15 protein-coding genes are annotated in these 17635 nt (G+C 65.0%); 8 read left to right on the forward strand and 7 right to left on the reverse strand.

Going from position 1 to position 17635, the window contains the following annotated elements:
• Positions 1–6 precede the first annotated feature (6 nt).
• Positions 7–1413 carry a DcaP family trimeric outer membrane transporter gene (locus KZ491_RS10950; protein ID WP_246606758.1) on the forward strand — a complete coding sequence of 469 codons (1407 nt, stop codon included), beginning with the start codon at positions 7–9 and terminating at the stop codon, positions 1411–1413.
• 468 nt (positions 1414–1881) lie between these two features.
• Here the strand turns inward: KZ491_RS10950 and KZ491_RS10955 are convergent, their stop codons facing one another.
• The 5 genes from KZ491_RS10955 to KZ491_RS10975 all read right to left on the reverse strand — a co-directional run bounded on the left by KZ491_RS10955 (position 1882) and on the right by KZ491_RS10975 (position 6072).
• Positions 1882–2325 carry a universal stress protein gene (locus KZ491_RS10955; RefSeq protein ID WP_222565873.1) on the reverse strand — a complete coding sequence of 148 codons (444 nt, stop codon included), beginning with the start codon at positions 2323–2325 and terminating at the stop codon, positions 1882–1884.
• Positions 2326–2371: 46 nt separating this feature from the next.
• Positions 2372–4000 carry a cation acetate symporter gene (locus KZ491_RS10960; protein ID WP_281421678.1) on the reverse strand — a complete coding sequence of 543 codons (1629 nt, stop codon included), beginning with the start codon at positions 3998–4000 and terminating at the stop codon, positions 2372–2374.
• Between the two features lie 38 nt (positions 4001–4038).
• Entirely contained in the window at positions 4039–4350 is a 312-nt protein-coding gene (locus KZ491_RS10965) for a DUF485 domain-containing protein (RefSeq protein WP_222565875.1), read from the reverse strand.
• A 160-nt stretch (positions 4351–4510) separates the two neighbouring features.
• A complete protein-coding gene (locus tag KZ491_RS10970) occupies positions 4511–4891 on the reverse strand; it encodes an EF-hand domain-containing protein (protein ID WP_425493147.1) in 381 nt (126 codons plus the stop codon).
• Positions 4888–6072 carry a DesA family fatty acid desaturase gene (locus tag KZ491_RS10975; RefSeq protein ID WP_222565876.1) on the reverse strand — a complete coding sequence of 395 codons (1185 nt, stop codon included), beginning with the start codon at positions 6070–6072 and terminating at the stop codon, positions 4888–4890. Before KZ491_RS10975 ends, KZ491_RS10970 begins: the two co-directional genes overlap by 4 nt.
• A 220-nt stretch (positions 6073–6292) precedes the next feature.
• Here KZ491_RS10975 and mutM point away from each other — a divergent pair, with 220 nt between their 5' ends.
• The 3 genes from mutM to KZ491_RS10990 all read left to right on the forward strand — a co-directional run bounded on the left by mutM (position 6293) and on the right by KZ491_RS10990 (position 9758).
• Positions 6293–7105: a bifunctional DNA-formamidopyrimidine glycosylase/DNA-(apurinic or apyrimidinic site) lyase gene (gene mutM, locus KZ491_RS10980; RefSeq protein WP_222565877.1), complete on the forward strand. Its 813-nt coding sequence runs from the start codon at positions 6293–6295 to the stop codon at positions 7103–7105.
• 88 nt (positions 7106–7193) lie between these two features.
• Entirely contained in the window at positions 7194–7766 is a 573-nt protein-coding gene (locus KZ491_RS10985; RefSeq protein WP_222565878.1) for an ECF-type sigma factor, read from the forward strand.
• Between the two features lie 51 nt (positions 7767–7817).
• A complete protein-coding gene (locus tag KZ491_RS10990; protein ID WP_222565879.1) occupies positions 7818–9758 on the forward strand; it encodes a serine/threonine-protein kinase in 1941 nt (646 codons plus the stop codon).
• Here the strand turns inward: KZ491_RS10990 and KZ491_RS10995 are convergent.
• Positions 9656–10291, reverse strand: coding sequence for a thymidine kinase (locus KZ491_RS10995; protein ID WP_222565880.1), 636 nt, complete (start codon positions 10289–10291; stop codon positions 9656–9658). The genes KZ491_RS10990 and KZ491_RS10995 overlap by 103 nt on opposite strands.
• Positions 10292–10308: 17 nt before the next feature.
• Entirely contained in the window at positions 10309–11031 is a 723-nt protein-coding gene (locus tag KZ491_RS11000) for an SEL1-like repeat protein (RefSeq protein WP_222565881.1), read from the reverse strand.
• A 106-nt stretch (positions 11032–11137) separates the two neighbouring features.
• Here KZ491_RS11000 and KZ491_RS11005 point away from each other — a divergent pair, with 106 nt between their 5' ends.
• From KZ491_RS11005 to KZ491_RS11020, 4 genes are all read left to right on the forward strand, one after another.
• Positions 11138–13117, forward strand: a complete 1980-nt coding sequence (locus KZ491_RS11005) for a UvrD-helicase domain-containing protein (protein WP_222565882.1) — start codon at positions 11138–11140, stop codon at positions 13115–13117.
• 137 nt (positions 13118–13254) lie between these two features.
• The gene (locus tag KZ491_RS11010; RefSeq protein ID WP_222565883.1) at positions 13255–14502 is read left to right on the forward strand and encodes an HlyD family secretion protein; all 1248 of its coding nucleotides are present in this window, start codon (positions 13255–13257) and stop codon (positions 14500–14502) included.
• Between the two features lie 322 nt (positions 14503–14824).
• On the forward strand, positions 14825–15016 hold the full coding sequence (locus KZ491_RS11015) for a Blp family class II bacteriocin (RefSeq protein WP_246606760.1): 192 nt from the start codon (positions 14825–14827) through the stop codon (positions 15014–15016).
• 495 nt (positions 15017–15511) lie between these two features.
• On the forward strand, positions 15512–17617 hold the full coding sequence (locus KZ491_RS11020) for a peptidase domain-containing ABC transporter (RefSeq protein ID WP_222565884.1): 2106 nt from the start codon (positions 15512–15514) through the stop codon (positions 17615–17617).
• Positions 17618–17635 lie beyond the last annotated feature (18 nt).

Below are 17635 nucleotides of genomic sequence, written 5' to 3' on the forward strand. Positions count from 1 at the left end.
GGAAACATGCCCCGATCCAACCGCGCCGGCACTACCGGCGTATCGACGCAATGGCGTCGCCGGCCGCTGGCCGCCGCGATGCTTCTGGCCCTGCTCGCGCCCGGCGTGGCGCTGGCGCAGACCGATCGCGAGCAGGCACTCGAGGCCCGCGTGGCGGAGCTGGAGCGGCTGGTCGAGCAGATGCTGGCGCAGCAGCCACTCGCCAATACCGGCACCACCGGGCCGCGCACGATGCCGGTGCCGGCAAGCCAACCGGTTGCCGCCGCGCCCCCGGCAACCCCGGTCCCGACCAACCCCATCCAGACCACCACGATCACCCCGCAGGCCAACCCCGGCACCCGGTTCACCGTCGGCGGCATGATCCGGGTGGACGCCATGTCGACCAGCACCAGCGACGGCAAGATCGCCAAGAGCACCGCCGGACGGGATTTCTACGTGCCTGGCGCGATCCCGGTCGGCGGCGATGGCGGCGACGCCTACCTCGACAGCCACGTCAAATTCTCGCGCCTGTGGTTCGACGCCAGCACCGAGCTGGATTCGGGCGACAAACTGGGCGCGCGCTTCGAGCTGGACTTCTTCGGCGGATCGCTCGGCAACACCGCGGCGACCAATACCTATGGCGCCACCATCCGCCACGCCTACCTGACCTGGAACCGGCTGCTGGTCGGCCAGACCTGGTCGAACTTCATGGACACCGCGGCACTGCTCGACTCGGTGGACTTCGTCGGTCCCACCGATGCGGTGGTGTTCGTGCGCCAGCCGCAGATCCGCTACACCAGCGGACCCTTCAGCGTGTCGCTGGAAAACCCGGAAACCACGGTGCAGCCCTTTGGCGGCGGTCCGCGCGTGATCAGCGGCGACAACAGTGTCCCCGACCTGATCGCCCGCTACACCGGCAAGGGCGACTGGGGCCACTTCAGCGTCGCCGGCATGGCGCGGCAGCTGAAGCACGAGCCGGTCGCCGGCAGCGCCGAGACCACCACCGGATTCGCCGCCACTGTCAGCGGACTGGTCAAGCTCGGCGACAGCACCGACTTCCGTTACCAGGCGACCGGCGGCGAAGGCTTCGGGCGCTACGTTGGCCTGGCGACCGTACAGCAGGACGCGATGGTCGACGCCAACGGCAATCTCGACGCGCTGGGCGGCTGGGCGGCGTATGCCGGTCTGCGCCATGCGTTCAATCCGCAGCTTCGCGGCAACCTGTACTACGCGCGCTCGCAGTGGGACAACAAGACCGACCTGACCGGTCTGGGTGTTACCTGGCGGGTGCATTCGGCGCACGCCAACCTGATCTGGTCGCCGGTGCCGAAGCTGGATCTGGGCGTCGAGGCCATCTGGGGTGAGCGCACCCTGGAGTCGGGCGCCGACGGCGAGCTGATCCGCCTGCACACTCTGGCGCGCTACACCTTCTGAACCTGCCGGTTGAGCCCGCGGGAGTCCGCGAGCGGCCGGGTCCACACCAGTGGGCCCGGTTTTGTCTCGTGCTCTGGTTTTTCAGTGAGCCAGAACATCGCGACGCGGACCGCGGCGATACCAGGGCCGGGTGTGCCTGCCCTTGAGGGCCAATGTCCCCCGGCGAAGCCCTTCGGCCATCGCCTCCTCCTTTATTTCGCCCTCAAGGGCAGGCCCACCCGTCTTGCGGGGGAACGCAGGGGCCGTCGTGAAAGCCGGACCTCCAGCGGATGGAGGTCCCCGCCCGCCGAGCCCCGTCGTGGTCGGGAGGTCTTCGCAGCGAAGTAAAGGAGGAGGCATCCGCCTGCAGGCGGATGCAGGGGGACATGAGCAGCGAAGACCTCCCGGCCGCGGCGGGGCCCCTCACGCCCGACGGACATAAAAGGAAGATGGAGCTATCGCGCCCCCTCATCTAACCCAACTCGACCCTCAGCGCACCACCAACACCGGAATGGTGCTGTGGGCAATCACCGCGTTGGTCTGACTGCCGATCAGCAACCGGTTGAGGCCGCGGCGGCCGTGGCTCGCCATGACGATCAGGTCCACCCCGCGCGCGGCGGCGGTCTCCAGGATGGCATCGGCCGGGTAGCGGTCGGCGACATACACCGACTCGTGGCGTACCCCGAGCTGATCGGCTCGCGCCCCCGCAGCCGCCAACACCTCGTTGGCCTGGTCAGTGACGTGGGTCCGGTACTCCTCGAGCATGCTTGCCGAGCCACCCCACACCACCCCTGCATCGGCCGGTGTCCAGCGCTCGGATGCGGTGACGATGGTCACCTGCGCATCCACCGCCGCCGCCAGCTCCAGGCCCTGCTCCAGTCCCTTGCCCGCCAGCTCCGAGCCGTCGGTCGCAATCAAAATGTGCTTGTACATGGCGTCATCGCTCCTGTGTCTGTAGTACCGAGGGTAGCCCCCCGGGTCAGTGGTCGCTCGCCGAGGAGGCGCCGATGCCCGTCTCGCTGCGCACGCGCAGCGCATCAAAGGCGGCGCGCTCACGATCGGCACGCGGGCTGCGGTCCAGCATCGAGAACAGCCAGATCGCGATGAACGCCAGCGGGATCGACAGGATGCCCGGGTTCGGGAAGGGCACGATCGGCTCGGCGAAGTGGAACACGTCCACCCACACCGTCTTGCTCAGCGTTACCCAGGCCGTCGCCACCACCAGGCCGATGAACCCGCCGATCGTCGCACCCATCGTCGTGCAGCCACGCCAGGCGATCGACAGCACGAGCACCGGGAAGTTGGCACTGGCCGCGATGGCGAAGGCCAGCCCGACCATGAACGCCACGTTCTGGTTCTCGAACACGATGCCCAGCAGGATCGCGATCACGCCCAGGGTCACGGTGGAGATGCGCGAGATCTTCATCTGCTGCTTCTCCGTCGCCCGGCCGCGGGCAAACACGTTGGCGTACAGGTCATGCGAGATCGCTGCGGCACCGGCCAGGGTCAGGCCCGCCACCACCGCCACGATGGTGGCGAAGGTCACCGCGGCCAGGAAGCCCAGCAACAGGCTCCCGCCCACCGCATTGGCCAGGTGCACCGCCACCATGTTGGTGCCACCGACCAGCCCGTTGATGATGTCGATGCTGCCGTCGGGACTGGCGTTGAAGAACTCCGGATGCCGGTACAGCAGCGCGATGCCGCCGAAGCCGATGATGAAGGTCAGCAGGTAGAAGTAGCCGATGAACGAGCTGGCGTAGATCACCGAGCGGCGCGCTTCCTTGGCGTTGGGCACGGTGAAGAAACGCATCAGGATGTGCGGCAGTCCGGCGGTGCCGAAGGCCAACGCCAGCCCCAGCGATAGTGCATTGAGCGGGTTGGCACTGACCTGCGAACCGGGGGCCATGATCCCGAGACCGTTGGGGTGGATGCGCACCGCTTCAGCCAGCATCGCATCGGGATTGAAGCTGAAAGCCTTCAGCACCAGGAACGCCATCAGCGTGGCGCCGATCAGCATCAGCACGGCCTTGATGATCTGCACCCAGGTGGTCGCGGTCATGCCGCCGAACGCCACGTACATGATCATCAGCACGCCGACGATGGACACCGCCAGCTCGTAGCGAATGCCGAACAGCAACACGATCAGCTTGCCCGCGCCGACCATCTGCGCGATCAGGTACAGCGCGATGACCAGCAACGAAGCGCTCGCTGCCAACACCCGTAACGGGGTTTCCGACAAGCGGTAGGAGGTGACGTCGGCGAAGTTGTAGCGACCCAGATTGCGCAGCCGCTCGGCGATCAGGAACATCACCACCGGCCATCCGAACAGGAAGCCGATCGCGTAGATCATGCCGTCAAAACCGCTGACGTAGACCATGCCGGCGATGCCCAGAAACGATGCCGCCGACAGATAGTCACCGGCGATCGCCAGACCGTTCTGGAAGCCGGTGATGCCGCCGCCGGCGGTGTAGAAGTCCGAGGTCGTCTTGGTGCGTTTGGCCGCCCACCAGGTAATGAACATCGTGCCGACGATGAAGACCAGGAACATGATGATGGCCGACGTGTTGGCCTGCCCCTTGGTCGCGGCGAACGCCGGCAGCGGGAGCATGGCGGCGACGGCCGCGGCGCGCAGTGCGATCGCGGCCCTCATTTCACGTCCCTCACGATGGCTTCGATCAACGGGTCGTAATGCTTGTTGGACAGGTGCACGAAGGCGGAAATCATCACCACCGCGCTGATCGCCACGATGATCGCGGTCAGCACCCCGACGCTCATTGTGTAGCCCGGTCCGATCGGTCGGGCGAACACGTCCGGCCAATACGCGAGGGTCAGGATGAAGCCGGCATAGACCACCAGCATGAGCAGGAAAAACCAGAGACTGGTGCGTCCCCGCCTGCGCGTCAGCTCCTGGAACTTGGGGTGTGCGAGCACCCGTTCGACCACGTTGTTCGCCTGCATTGCACGTCCTCCCAAGTGAATGGCCGTGCCCCGGATCGACGCGGGCGCTTGAGCGCCGTACGGCCGTTCGGGACGGTTGCCATCAAAATGTAGGAGGTGCCCGCCGGGGCGGACAGACGACTTTGGTAGTAGGTGCCGCCCGGGCGGTCAACCGGGCGGACTATTGCGGCGGCGAGGCAAGCTCGGTGGCGCTGAGGAAGCCGTCGCGGTTGAGGTCCTGGCGCTGGAAGCGCGCGGTCAGGCGGGCGTTGTGCTGGCTGCGGGTGATCGGCTTGCCCTTCCCGCCCGGCTGCTCGGCCGGGGCCAGGACGCCGTCGCCATCGGCATCCATCGCATCGAAGGCATAGCTCATCCAGGCCAGGTACTCCTCCAGCGAGACCCGGCCATCGCCATCGGCGTCCATGCGCTGCAGGTAATCGCCGGTCGTCTCGACCCGGGACTGGGCGGACGCCGGGGTCGAGAACCCCGCAAGCGCTGCCAGCCCGGTCACCAGCAACGAGGCCGTCAGCACACGCAGCGGATGACGGCCCGCGGCGGTCACGCCTGCGCCGGCACCAGGGTGTAGCCCTTCAGACGCGCGGAGAACTGCTGTAGCGCGTGGTTGCCGGTGGCCTCGGCCTCCACGCACCAGTCGTGCAGCTTCTGCAACGTGACCTGGGCATCGTGCGAACGCTCGTCCAGGACCTGCTGCAGGCGCTGGCGGTATTCGGCCAGGGTCGCCATGTGCGGGCGGTCGGCCAGCCACGCCTGCAGGCGGGCGCGTTTCTCGTCATCCAGCCAGCGACCGCCATCGGCCAGCCCCTTGCGGAGCTTGCGCGGCAGCTTCTCGTCATTGGCACGCAGGGTCGGCAGGGTGACCTTGCGGTAGTAGTCGGTCATCGCCTGGAAGCGGATCGCCAGCAATGCCTTCAGCGTCTCGCGGTCGGGCATGGTGATGTTGGGACGCACGTCCAGGGTCGGCGCCACCCGCAGCACCTTAGCCAGGCCCACGCTCTGCAGCGCCCGGATCACCGTCCAGCCGATATCGAACTCGAACTTGCGCAGCGCGAACTTGGCCGAGCTCGGGAAGGCGTGATGGTTGTTGTGCAGCTCCTCACCCCCGATCCAGAACGCCCACGGCGTGATGTTGGTCGCCTTGTCGGTGGTCTCGAAGTTGCGGTAGCCCCACCAGTGACCGATGCCATTGACGACGCCGGCGGCCCAGAACGGGATCCACAGCATCTGGATCGCCCAGACCGCCACGCCGGCAAAGCCGAACAGCGCAAAACTGATGAAAAGGAGCAGGGTCGGGCCGAGGGTCGCATGCGGCGTGTACAGGTGGCGCTCGATCCAGTCATCCGGGCAGCCCTTGCCGTACTTCTCGATCGATGCGCGGTCGCTGCGCGCCTCGCGGTAGAGCTCCACGCCGCGCCAGAACACGTTGCCGATGCCCTTGGTCAGCGGGCTGTGCGGGTCTTCCTCGGTTTCGCAGGTAGCGTGGTGCTTGCGGTGGATGGCCACCCACTCGCGGGTGATCATGGACGTCGTCAGCCAGGTCCAGAAGCGGAAGAAGTGGTTGATCGCCGGGTGAAATTCGACGCCGCGATGGGTCATCGAGCGGTGCAGGTACAGGGTGACGGCAAAGATGGTCAGCTGGGTGGCGACCAGCAGGTAGACGGCAAGCGCGCCCCAACTGGGCTGCAGCAGGCCACCGGCGAGAAAGTCGAGCAGAGAAGCGGGCATTTCATGACTCCGGGAGAGGGCACCGGGCGCTTGCCCGGATCATCCGGCGAGGCATTGCCCCACCGGAATTGATGATGATGACATGCCAGTGCACAACTGTGCATTGACGTCATTCATGTGAATGCGGGCGCGCTCCGCGCAGGCAAGCCGGCGGCGTGAATCGTTCAGCGCCGCGACGGTTTGGCCCTTCGGGTACGCCTCTGCGCCGTAGACTGTGCGCATGCCCGAGCTGCCCGAAGTCGAGACCACCCGTGCCGCCCTCGCGCCGCACCTGACCGGGCGCACGGTCACTGCCGCAACGCTGCGCCGCACCGACCTGCGCTGGCCCATCGCAGCGGAAGTCAGCACGCTGCTTCCCGGCCAACGCATTCTGGAGGTCCGCCGTCGCGCGAAATACCTGCTGCTGGACACGGCGGTGGGCAGCGCGCTGCTGCATCTGGGCATGTCGGGCAGCCTTCGGGTGATCCCGGCGCACACCCCGCCCCGCCCGCACGACCACGTCGACCTGGTCCTGGACAACGAGCGTGTTCTGCGGATGCACGACCCGCGCCGTTTCGGCAGCGTGCTGTGGCAAGCACCCGGCAGCGTCCACCCTTTGCTGGCGGCACTCGGGCCGGAGCCCTTGTCGGACGCGTTCACCGGCGACTATCTGTATTCGCTGAGCCGCGGACGCCGCGCGGCCGTGAAGACCTTTCTGATGGATCAGGCCGTGGTGGTCGGGGTGGGCAACATCTATGCCGCCGAGGCCCTGTTCGCGGCGGGGATAACACCGCTGCGACCCGCGGGGCGGATTTCCCGCGAGCGCTACGCTCTGCTCGCCACGGAAATCCGCCGGGTGCTGGAAGCCGCCATCGTTCAGGGCGGTACGACGTTGCGCGACTTCATCAGTCCCGACGGCAATACCGGCTATTTCATCCAGCAACTTTCGGTCTATGGTCGAGGTGGACAGCCCTGCCGCAACTGCGGCCGGCCCTTGAAGCAGGGGTTGATCGGGCAGCGCACCAGTGTCTGGTGCAGCCATTGCCAGCGCTGAACCGGTGTTGGTGGTACCGTTCTCTCCCGCGATTCCGTGACACCCGTCACAACGCGCTATATTGAACGTCACAAGGAAGGGACGTGCCATGGCCGACAGCGGCGACATTACCCAGCTTCTGCAAGAAGCCCGTGGCGGCGGCCGCGGCGCGCTCGATGAGGTGCTCTCCGCCCTCTATCACGAGCTGCACGGCATGGCCCGGCGCCAATTGGCCGAGCAGCGGGGTCAGACCCTCGATGCGACCGCCCTGGTGCACGAGGCGTATCTGAAGCTGTGGGGCAAACGCGAAGCGCAATTCGACGACCGCGCGCACTTCTTCGCCTATGCCGCGACCGCGATGCGATCGGTGGTGGTGGACTACGCGCGCCAGCGCCTGGCGCAGAAACGTGGCGGCGACATGCACCGGGTGACCGACCTGCCGGAGGACCTGGAAGGCGGCCTCCGGCTGGACGACGAGATGCTCGCGCTGGATATCGCCCTGACCCGGTTGACGCAGGTCGATCCCAAGCTCGCGCAGCTGGTCGAACTGCGTTACTTCGGTGGACTGTCGGAGCCGGAAATTTCCGCGGTGATGGATCGCTCCGAGCGCAGCATCCGGCGCGACTGGCAGAAGGCCCGCGTATTCCTGTTGGCTTCGCTGCGCGACGCACCGCAAGGCTGAGGTTCTGGCGGATCACTCCGCAACACCGCTGGACCGCAATGGGGAAGGCACATGGACCCTGCACGCTGGCAACGGATCTCCCCCCTGCTCGACGAGCTGTTCGGGCTGGATGCGGCCGATCGCGAACGCCGTCTGCGGGCGGTGCGTGCCGATGACCCGGAGTTGGCCCACGAGCTGACAGCGCTGCTTGCCCTGGATGAGGACGAGAGCTTCCTCTCCGAGCCCGCACTGAAGCCCAGCCAGCTGGTGATGCCCGGTCGCCAGGTCGGCCCCTACCGGCTGGAACACCTGCTGGGAGAGGGCGGGATGGGCCAGGTCTGGCTGGCCTCGCGCGCCGATGGCCTGTATCAGCGCCGCGTTGGACTGAAGTTGCTGCGGCCGGGTTTGGTGGACACCAATCTGCGCTTGCGCTTCACTCGCGAACGCCAGATTCTGGCGCGGCTCGCCCACCCGCACATTGCCCGTCTCCTCGATGCCGGCATCAGCAGCGAAGGCCTGCCCTACCTCGCCCTGGAATACATCGACGGCATCCCGATCACCGATTACTGCCGCGAGCACGACACGCCGCTCGCCACCCGGCTGCAGATGTTCGAGCAGGTCTGTGCTGCGGTCAGCCACGCCCACGCCAACCTGATCGTCCATCGCGACCTGAAACCCTCCAACATCCTGGTCACCCCGGCCGGCGACGTGCGCCTGCTCGATTTCGGTATCGCCAAACTGCTCGACAGCGACAGCGGCCCGGAGCGCACCCGGACCGATACCCGCGCATTCACCCTGCACTACGCGGCGCCCGAGCAGATCCGCGGCGAACCGGTCACCACGATGACCGACGTCTATTCACTCGGCGTGGTGCTGTACGAACTGTTGGTGGACGCCAAGCCCTACCGGCCCAGCCGCGCCAGCGACGCGGCCTGGGAGGAATCGATCCTGCTGCACGACCCGGTGCGGCCCTCGCAGGCGATGCTGCACCCCAGTGGTGCGAGTCCGCTGCGGGATGCCCACGATCCGCTGGCCTTGCGCCGGCGCGCGCGCGTGCTGGCCGGGGATCTGGACAACATCGTCCTGAAGGCCCTGTCCAAGCCGCCCGAGCAGCGCTACCCCTCGGTGGAGGCGTTTGCACAGGACCTGCTCCGCTACGCCAGCGGCCGACCCGTGCGCGCGCGCGCGCAAAGCTGGCGCTACCGGATGGGCAAGTTCATCGGCCGCCACCGCTGGCAGCTGGCCACCGGCACGCTGACCACGGCGGTGGTCGCGGTCGCCCTTGTAATGGGGTTGTGGCAGTCCCGCCAGGCGGTCGCCGAGGCGACGCGCGCGCAGGCGATCCAGGCGTTCATGATCGGGGTACTGGAAAGTGCCGGCGACACCCGCGAGGGCGAGCCGATGGATATGCGCACCCTGCTGGCCACGGCGGTGGAGCGGGGCGAGCGTGAACTGGGCGACCAGCCGGCGGCACTCGCCGAGGTGCTGGGGGTGGTCGCCGGCCTGCACATCGGTCTGGATGAGCCGCTGCAGGCGCAGGCACTGCTGGACCGCCAGGCAGTCCTGCTGGCCGCGCTGCAGCCGGTCCCCGAGCAGCTGCAACTGGACTCGGTCACCCAGCGCGGCAGGGTGGCCGAGTTGCTCGGCGATCCCGCCGGCTGCATCGAGGTCATGCAACCTGCTCGTGCGCACATCGCCCAGCACCCGCTGGCGTTGCCGCTGCCCACGGCGGCTTTTCGTGCCCAGCTGTCGCGCTGCCAGACCGCACTTGCGCGCTCGCGGCGGTCAGAGCCCTTGTTTCAACGCGTGGCGTCTCTCCACGTTGCCGACGATGCGTCCTCGATTAAGAAGGACGACGGCCTGGGGCGGCTGACGACGATCCTGCTCGGTCCGCAGGAGGACCCGCGGTGTCAGCCCTTCCCCGGCGGCAAGGTCAGCGAAGGCTGCAGCGGGGTGATCACACCCTCGCCGCGGACCACCTTCTTGTACTCGGCGCGCGATACCGACAGGTAGCGGTCGTTGCCGCCGATCTCGACCTGCGGCCCGTCGCGTACCGCGCGGCCCTGCCCATCCACGCGCACGGTCATGGTCGCCTTGCTGCCACTGTGGCAGATCGTCTTGATCTCGCTGATCTCGTCGGCCCAGGCCAGCAGGTACTGGCTGCCCTCGAACAGCTCGCCGCGGAAGTCCGTGCGCAGGCCGTAGCAAAGCACCGGGATTCCGAACGCGTCCACCACCTCGCTCAGCTGCCAGACCTGCGGCTTGTGCAGGAACTGCGCCTCGTCCACCAGCACGCAGTGCAGCGCGCCGTGAGCGGCAATATCCGCCGCCACCAGTGATTGCAGGTCCTGCTCGGGGGTGAAGGTCGTGGCCGGCGCGCTCAGGCCGATCCGCGAGGCCACCGTGCCGCTGCCGGCGCGACTGTCCAGCTGCGGCGCCAGGATCAGGACCCGCATCCCGCGCTCGCGGTAGTTGTGCGCCGACTGCAGCAGGTTGGTGGTCTTGCCGGCGTTCATCGCCGAATAATAGAAATAGAGCTTCGCCATGCCGGCATTTTAGGCGATCAGGACCCGGGTTCCTGCCGGGGCAGCACCTCGGTCTCGCCCACGTTGACCGTGCCCACGCGCGGGTTCATCCAGATGCTGTCCTGCCATGCCGCGTACTGCTTCGGATCCCAGTAGCGCTCGTCGTGGAATTTGGACCCGTCGATGCTGATCGACTCCCCGGCCGGACCGGTGGTGATGATCTTCAGCGAGCCCACAAACCCGGTCCGGCTGCCGGTAACGCGGCTGCGCGCTCGCCTCAGGACCGCTGCGATCCGCGGCTGGGCCACCGCATCGCCGTAGCGGGCGTAGATCGCCTGCCCTTCAACCACCGCGCGCTCGCGCTCGGCCTCGTCCAGCTGTTCCCAATACTGTTCGCGGAAGCGCAGGAAGCCGCGATAGCCGCGCTCGGCCGCCAGGTCCATCCACGCGTAGGCCAGCGCCCGGTCCACCCCGGTGCCGCGGCCCTTCCACAGCATCTCCCCGACCATCGCCTGGGAGGCCTTGTCGGCGTACAGGCTGGCGCGCCGGAAGTACGCCAGCGCGTCTTCCAGCCGGCCGTCGTCGAGCGCCTTCTGGCCTTCGATGCGGTAGTTCAGGTCGGGGTGGCCGGCGAGGAACCCTGCGGACAGCATCACCGGGTCGTCCAGCGGATCCTCCGCAGGGGGCGCCGCAACGGCAGTGAAAGCAAGGGCAAACAGAGACGATGCGAGCAGGGCGCGCAACAGCAGCTGAGGGAACATCCGTGATCCTTGAGCCATGAAAGCCAACAGGGGTAGCCGACAAGGTAGTGGCCAGCGGCGCCGGGGTAAACTGCCCGGCCGCTCCATCGCGTGACCGCAGTCCTCCATGCACGGCCTCAATCCCCCACAACGCGCCGCCGTCGAACACGTCGAAGGCCCCCTGCTGGTGCTCGCCGGCGCCGGCAGCGGCAAAACCCGCGTGATCGTGGAGAAGATCGCCCACCTGATCGCCTCCGGCCGCATGCCGGCCAGGCGCATCGCCGCGATCACCTTCACCAACAAGTCGGCCAAGGAGATGCGCGAGCGCGTCGCCAAGCGCATCCGTGGCGACGGCGCCGAAGGGTTGACGATCTCGACCTTCCATGCGCTCGGGCTGCGCTTCCTGCAGATCGAGCACGCCAAACTCGGGCTGCGCCGCGGTTTCTCGATCTTCGACAGCGATGACAGCGCCGCGCAGATCAAGGACCTGCTGGGCGTGGGCACCAAGCCGGACGTGCTGGACGGCATGCGCAACCTGATCTCGCGCGCAAAGAACGCCGGCCTGTCACCCGAGCAGGCGATGGCCGAGGCGCGGAGTGCGCGCGAAGTTGAGGCCGCCACGGTCTATGCGCTGTATCAGGCCCGCCTGACCACCTTCAACGCGGTCGACTTCGATGACCTGATCCGCCTGCCGGTGCAACTGCTGGAGTCCGACGAGGAATGCGCGCTGGCCTGGCGCGAGCGCATCGGCTACCTGCTGGTGGACGAGTGTCAGGACACCAACGACGCCCAGTATCGTCTGCTCAAGGCGCTGGCCGGGCCGACCGGACTGTTCACCGTGGTGGGCGACGATGACCAGTCCATCTATGCCTGGCGCGGCGCCAATCCCGACAACCTGTTGTCGCTGGAGAGCGATTACCCGACCCTGCGGGTCATCAAGCTGGAGCAGAACTACCGCTGCTCCAACCGCGTGCTGCGCGCGGCCAACGCGTTGATCGCCAACAACCCGCATACCCACCTCAAGACCCTGTGGAGCGAGCAGGCCGACGGCGAGCGCATCCGCATCTGGGAATGCCGCGACAGCGCCCATGAGGCGGAGAAGGTCGCTGCCGAGATCCAGTTCACCGCCACCGCCCGGCAGGCACCGTGGAGCGATTTCTGCATCCTGTTCCGCGGCAATTTCCAGTCGCGCGCGTTGGAGAAGGCCTTGCAGCAGGTTGGAGTGCCCTACCACCTGACCGGGGGCACCGCCTTCCTGGAGCGTGGCGAGGTCAAGGACGCGATGTCATGGCTGCGCCTGATCGCCAACCCCGACGACGATGCGGCGTTCGTGCGCGCGGTGACCTCGCCCAAGCGCGAGGTCGGCGCCACCACGCTGGCGCGGCTGGCCGAACTGGCCCAGCGTGCCGGCATGCCGATGTCACGCGCCGCCGAGTCGGTCGGGGCCCTGCAGCAACTCCCGCCCCGCGCTGGCAACGCGCTCAACACCTTTGTCGGCATCGTCCGCGGCCTGCGCGAGGACGCGCGTCGACTGCCACCGTCGGAGCTGGTGCGGGTGCTGGCGGAGAAGTCCGGCCTGCTGCTGGCCATCCGCGCCCATTGCAAGGACGAGGCCTCGTTCCAGCGCCGCAAGGCCAACCTGGAAGAACTCGCCGACTGGTTTGACGGCGGCAAGGGCGCGGGCCCCGGCGAACTGGCCGCCCAGCTGGCATTGCTGTCCCACGCCGACAAGGGCGAGGCCGGCAACCAGGTCCGCCTGATGAGCCTGCACGGCGCCAAGGGCCTGGAGTTCCGCTACGTGTTCATCGTCGGCGTGGAGGACGGGACCCTGCCGCACGATGCCGCCCTGGATGAAGGCAGCCTGGAGGAGGAACGCCGCCTGTTGTACGTCGGGATCACCCGGGCCAAGGAACGGCTGTGGCTGTCGTATTCGAAGAAGGCGCAGAAATGGGGCGACATGATCCGCCTCAAGCCCAGCCGCTTCCTCGACGAGCTGCCGGTGGCCGAAGTCCAGCGCGACGGCGCCGACCCGGTGGCCGACGCGGCGCACAAGCAGGAACGGGCGGCCGCCGGGCTGGCGGCGATCCGGGCTCTTTTGGAAAAGTGAGCTTTCGTCCTCTCTCAACACCCGCGCGAACCGGAAGCACGTCGCTATCGCGATAAGCAGCGGCTTTATTCTTGACTCAAGTCACGGGCTTCCTGTAGAAAGTGTTTCGCCACAGGGGGGTGGCGTTGGAGATACGGATGTCGCAAGACTTGTTTCGCAGGGAAGTGTTGGAGGCAAAGCGCACGAGTTGGCTGGGGGGCATCTCCCTTGCCCAGCCCGTGCGGCTGTGGATTCTGACGACTGCCGCTGTCGTAGTCGCACTGACCATTGCGCTTTTCCTCACCTTTGGCACCTACACCCGCCGATCGCGGGTGATTGGGCAGCTGGTGCCGGTCCAAGGCATGGCCACGGTGCTAGCACCTGCCACGGGCGTGCTCACCCGCGTGGACATTCCCGAGGGAGGCAAGGTCAGCGCGGGCCAAACGCTCGCCGTAGTCACCGTGCCCCGGTCCACCTTGCTCAGCGGCGATACCACCGCAGCGCTGGCGCAACGCCTGCAACGTCGCGAGGACGGCATGACCTCCGCTCAGTCCGCACAGCAGCAACTCCTGGAAGCGCAGTCCAACGGCCTGGCCACGCAGCTGACCATCGCCCGACGCGAACTGGCCCAGATCGAAACCGAGATTGCCACTCGCCAAGAGCAAGTGGGCATCGCCAACCAGACGATGGAACGCCTGCAACAACTCCAGCAGGACCAGTACGTCAGCGAGTTGCAGGTCAAACAGCAGCAGGCCGCTACGCTGGAACAGGTCGGTGAAGTCCAGATACTACAACGGCAGGCCATCGGCACGCGCCGGCTGATCGCCCAATTGCAACAGGCCCTGCACGAAGTGCCGGGCCAACGACAAACCTCCGAAGCCAACTTCCAACGCGACCTGGCAGTGCTGGAGCAGGAGCAGGTCGAAACCCAGGCGCGCGGCGAACTCGCCCTGCATGCACCGGTCAGCGGCATCGTCGCCACCCAACTTGCCAAACCGGGACAGGCAGTGCAGGCCGGGCAACCCTTGCTGAGCCTGTTGCCGGGCGACGGCACGTTGGAGGCCGAGTTGTTGGTACCCAGCCGCTCCATCGGCTTCATCGAACCTGGTGACAGCGTCCTGCTGCGCTATCAGGCATTCCCTTACCAGAAGTTCGGACACCACCAAGGCCGTGTCGAACGCATCAGCCGCAGTACTGTGGCTACGATGGATGCGAATAGCACCAGCGAACCTTTCTATCGAATTACCGTTTCACTTGACAAGCAAGCCATTACCGTGTACGGCAAGCCTGAGCCACTAAAGCCCGGCATGCTGCTCGACGCCGATGTGCTCGGAGAGCAACGCACACTGATCGAATGGATTTTCGAGCCTCTTTACTCAATTAAAGGATCTGTGTTCGGCGCATGACTGCGTGCATGCGGCGAATCAGAAGATGCCGCAATTTGCGGCCCTCTCGGAGAGGATCTCCGAATCATAGACTAAGGAAGAACAAATGAGAGAGCTTACTGTTAACGAAGTCTTCGAAGTAGCTGGAGAAAGCGCTGCCGGCGCAGTAAACGCATTCGCGAGCGGGGCAGGTGCAGGAGCTATGGCAGGCGGAATTATCGGCGGATTTGCCGGCGGAATCGGCGCAGCTCCTGGTGCGGCGATCGGGGGCCTAGTCTGCGGCGGAATCGCTCTCGGCCTGTATTTTCTCTAATTAGAACTTATAACTATTAGGAATGCTATTATGCGCGAAATTACTTCTATCGAAATCGAAGACGTCGACGGCTCACACTCGGGAACGGTCTCAGGGTTTGCTGCGGGTGTAATGGCAGGCGCAGCGATTGGCGCTATTGGAGGTCCAATCGGCGCGTTCGCAGGAGCGATCAGCGGCGGAATTCACGGCGCATTTTTTGGCCATCTTTTGTTGGCTGAGTAAAAAGACTTATCAAGTGCTGTCGCAATGGCGACAGCACTTTCAGGAGATTATGAAATGAAAATTCCTGCGCTGTCAAACTTGACGTACGTCATTGCGATTCTATCGATCGCAGTTGTTATCGTAGCTACAGACGGTAAAATATGGCTCGCATTCGCATCTACTGCACTTCTGTTGACATTCTTCAAAATAGCCAACTATTTCGATGCTCGAAAAGAGTCGCCGGAGAAGCGGCGCACATCGGAACATCAGGACACATAATTTATTTTTTAGATTAATAACTATGCTGCCTGGCTACTGAATGACACACGCTCAGTTGGTTTAGCTGCTATGTTATTTATAGCAATATGGCACAATCAATTGGAACACCCATGTAGTTTTTATTGCTCACAGTAACAACGCTCGCTCTTACAATGCAACTGTGATTTCTCAGCTACGAGACGTTGACCTTGGCCGACTTGAGGCCGTGCCAGAAAACCTATCAGAGAATATCGTTGAATGCGGCCGATAGTTCAATCCGAATCAAGTGAATGCGGACTCGCATGTTTGGCGATGCTGATTAGCCACCACGGAATGTCGTTGGGGCTCATTGAGATACGTCGCCGGTTCCCTCTCTCGCTTAAGGGAGCAAAGCTTAGTCAGCTAATCCACATCTCCCAGAAGCTTGGTTTTTCGACGCGCCCGCTTCGCCTCGACATGAATGATCTTGGCAAGCTACGTCTACCCTGCATTCTGCACTGGGACATGAACCACTTCGTGGTTCTGGCGAAAACCGCCCAAGCTAAGGTCACAATTTTTGACCCCGCGGTTGGGGAACGGAAGCTCACCTACGAAGAGGTATCCAAGCACTTCACCGGAGTCGCACTGGAGCTCACGCCTAGCGCTGATTTCAAGCCCCATAAGGCCGCGCCCTCTGTGAGTGCCCGCCAGTTGACCGGTCCGATACACGGCTTGTGGCGCGCGCTTAGCCAGATCCTGTTGTTGTCAATCGCATTGCAGGTGTTTGTGGTGCTGGCGCCGTTCTTCATGCAGTGGGTAGTGGACCAGGTTTTGGTCTCGGCCGACCGCGACCTACTGGTGGTGCTGGGCCTGGGCTTTGGTCTTGCGCTGTTACTTCAAGTCGCCATTGGCCTGCTGCGTGGCTGGTCTGTGGTTTATCTGTCGTCTCGGCTCGGGTTGCAATGGATGGGCAACGTCTTCGCCCACCTGCTCCGCCTGCCGCTGGATTTCTTCGAGAAACGCCATCTAGGCGATATCACTTCGCGCATGGGCTCAGTGCAGACGATCCAACGCACCTTGACCACCAGCTTCGTCGAAGCGCTCATCGATGGCCTGATGGCGGTCGTGACCTTGGCGCTGATGCTGTTCTACAGCTGGAAGCTGGCGCTGGTCACCGTGCTAGCTGTCGTGCTATACTTAGCGATCAGGGCCGTGGCATATCGGCCCGTCCGTGATCGAACGGAACAACAGCTCGTAGCCGGCGCCAAGCAACAGACCCACCTATTGGAATCATTGCGTGGCATTCAAAGCCTGAAAGTGGCCGGGCAGGAATCGCTGCGCCGCTCCACTTACGACAACCTGATGGTCGACACCATTAATCAGGACGTACGGCTGGCTCACATGGGCTTGGGCTTCAACAGCGCCAGCCAGATCGTATTTGGGATCGAACGAATTGCGGTGATTTGGATCGGCGCACTGCTGGCACTGCAGAGCGTGTTCTCGGTCGGCATGTTGATCGCCTACTTGGCCTACAAGGATCAGTTCGCCGGCCGCATGGCGGCATTGATCGACAAGTGGATCGAGTTCCGCATGCTGCGGCTGCATGGTGAACGGCTCGCGGATATCGTCCTCACTCCGCCCAAGGACGACCGGGGCCAGCCGGAACTGCCGCCTCCGGTTGATTCACGCATCCAGATCGAAGGGCTTTCGTTCCGCTACGCCGATGGCGAACCCTGGGTGCTGGAAGACTGCAGCCTGACCGTCGAAGCGGGCGAATCGGTGGCAATTGTTGGCGGTTCCGGGTGCGGCAAGACCACCCTGGTCAAACTGATACTCGGCCTGTTGCCTCCCACCGCCGGCACCATCTCTATCGGCGGGGTGGATATCCGCAAGGCCGGCCCGCGCAATGTCCGCAGTATCATCGGTGCCGTGATGCAGGATGATCAGCTGTTCGCCGGCAGCATCGCCGACAACATCAGCTTCTTCGACACCGACGGCGATCAGGCGCGGGTAGAGTCCGCCGCCCGATTGGCCGCCATACATGACGAGATCGTCGCCATGCCGATGGGCTATCACGGCCTGATCGGAGACATGGGCAGCTCGTTGTCGGGCGGACAGAAGCAACGTATCATTTTGGCCCGCGCGCTTTATCGCAACCCAAAGCTGTTGGTGCTGGATGAGGCCACCAGCCACTTGGACGTGATGAAGGAGCGCTTGGTCAACGACGCGGTACGCCAGCTGGATTTAACTAAAGTGATTATCGCGCACCGGCCGGAAACTATCGCCAGCGCGGATCGGGTCTTGGTGATGGAACAAGGCAGGATCGTGCAGGAGCTGCGGCCGCAGCCGCCAGCCACCGCAGAGCCCGTCCCCGAGCCAGCGTAACGACGCAAAGGTTACTGG

The sequence above is a fragment of the Novilysobacter antarcticus genome, assembly GCF_019802285.1.
Classification (GTDB): domain Bacteria; phylum Pseudomonadota; class Gammaproteobacteria; order Xanthomonadales; family Xanthomonadaceae; genus Novilysobacter; species Novilysobacter antarcticus.

What these genes read in the sequence shown, in the direction of transcription:
- KZ491_RS11010 (WP_222565883.1), top strand. Translation starts at nt 13,255, where the DNA reads ATGTCGCAAGACTTGTTTCGCAGGGAAGTGTTGGAGGCAAAGCGCACG.
- KZ491_RS10960 (WP_281421678.1), bottom strand. Translation starts at nt 4,000, where the DNA reads ATGCTCCCGCTGCCGGCGTTCGCCGCGACCAAGGGGCAGGCCAACACG.
- KZ491_RS10965 (WP_222565875.1), bottom strand. Translation starts at nt 4,350, where the DNA reads ATGCAGGCGAACAACGTGGTCGAACGGGTGCTCGCACACCCCAAGTTC.
- KZ491_RS10955 (WP_222565873.1), bottom strand. Translation starts at nt 2,325, where the DNA reads ATGTACAAGCACATTTTGATTGCGACCGACGGCTCGGAGCTGGCGGGC.
- KZ491_RS11020 (WP_222565884.1), top strand. Translation starts at nt 15,512, where the DNA reads ATGCGGCCGATAGTTCAATCCGAATCAAGTGAATGCGGACTCGCATGT.
- KZ491_RS10975 (WP_222565876.1), bottom strand. Translation starts at nt 6,072, where the DNA reads ATGCCCGCTTCTCTGCTCGACTTTCTCGCCGGTGGCCTGCTGCAGCCC.
- KZ491_RS10985 (WP_222565878.1), top strand. Translation starts at nt 7,194, where the DNA reads ATGGCCGACAGCGGCGACATTACCCAGCTTCTGCAAGAAGCCCGTGGC.
- mutM (WP_222565877.1), top strand. Translation starts at nt 6,293, where the DNA reads ATGCCCGAGCTGCCCGAAGTCGAGACCACCCGTGCCGCCCTCGCGCCG.
- KZ491_RS11015 (WP_246606760.1), top strand. Translation starts at nt 14,825, where the DNA reads ATGCGCGAAATTACTTCTATCGAAATCGAAGACGTCGACGGCTCACAC.
- KZ491_RS11005 (WP_222565882.1), top strand. Translation starts at nt 11,138, where the DNA reads ATGCACGGCCTCAATCCCCCACAACGCGCCGCCGTCGAACACGTCGAA.
- KZ491_RS10990 (WP_222565879.1), top strand. Translation starts at nt 7,818, where the DNA reads ATGGACCCTGCACGCTGGCAACGGATCTCCCCCCTGCTCGACGAGCTG.
- KZ491_RS11000 (WP_222565881.1), bottom strand. Translation starts at nt 11,031, where the DNA reads ATGTTCCCTCAGCTGCTGTTGCGCGCCCTGCTCGCATCGTCTCTGTTT.
- KZ491_RS10995 (WP_222565880.1), bottom strand. Translation starts at nt 10,291, where the DNA reads ATGGCGAAGCTCTATTTCTATTATTCGGCGATGAACGCCGGCAAGACC.
- KZ491_RS10950 (WP_246606758.1), top strand. Translation starts at nt 7, where the DNA reads ATGCCCCGATCCAACCGCGCCGGCACTACCGGCGTATCGACGCAATGG.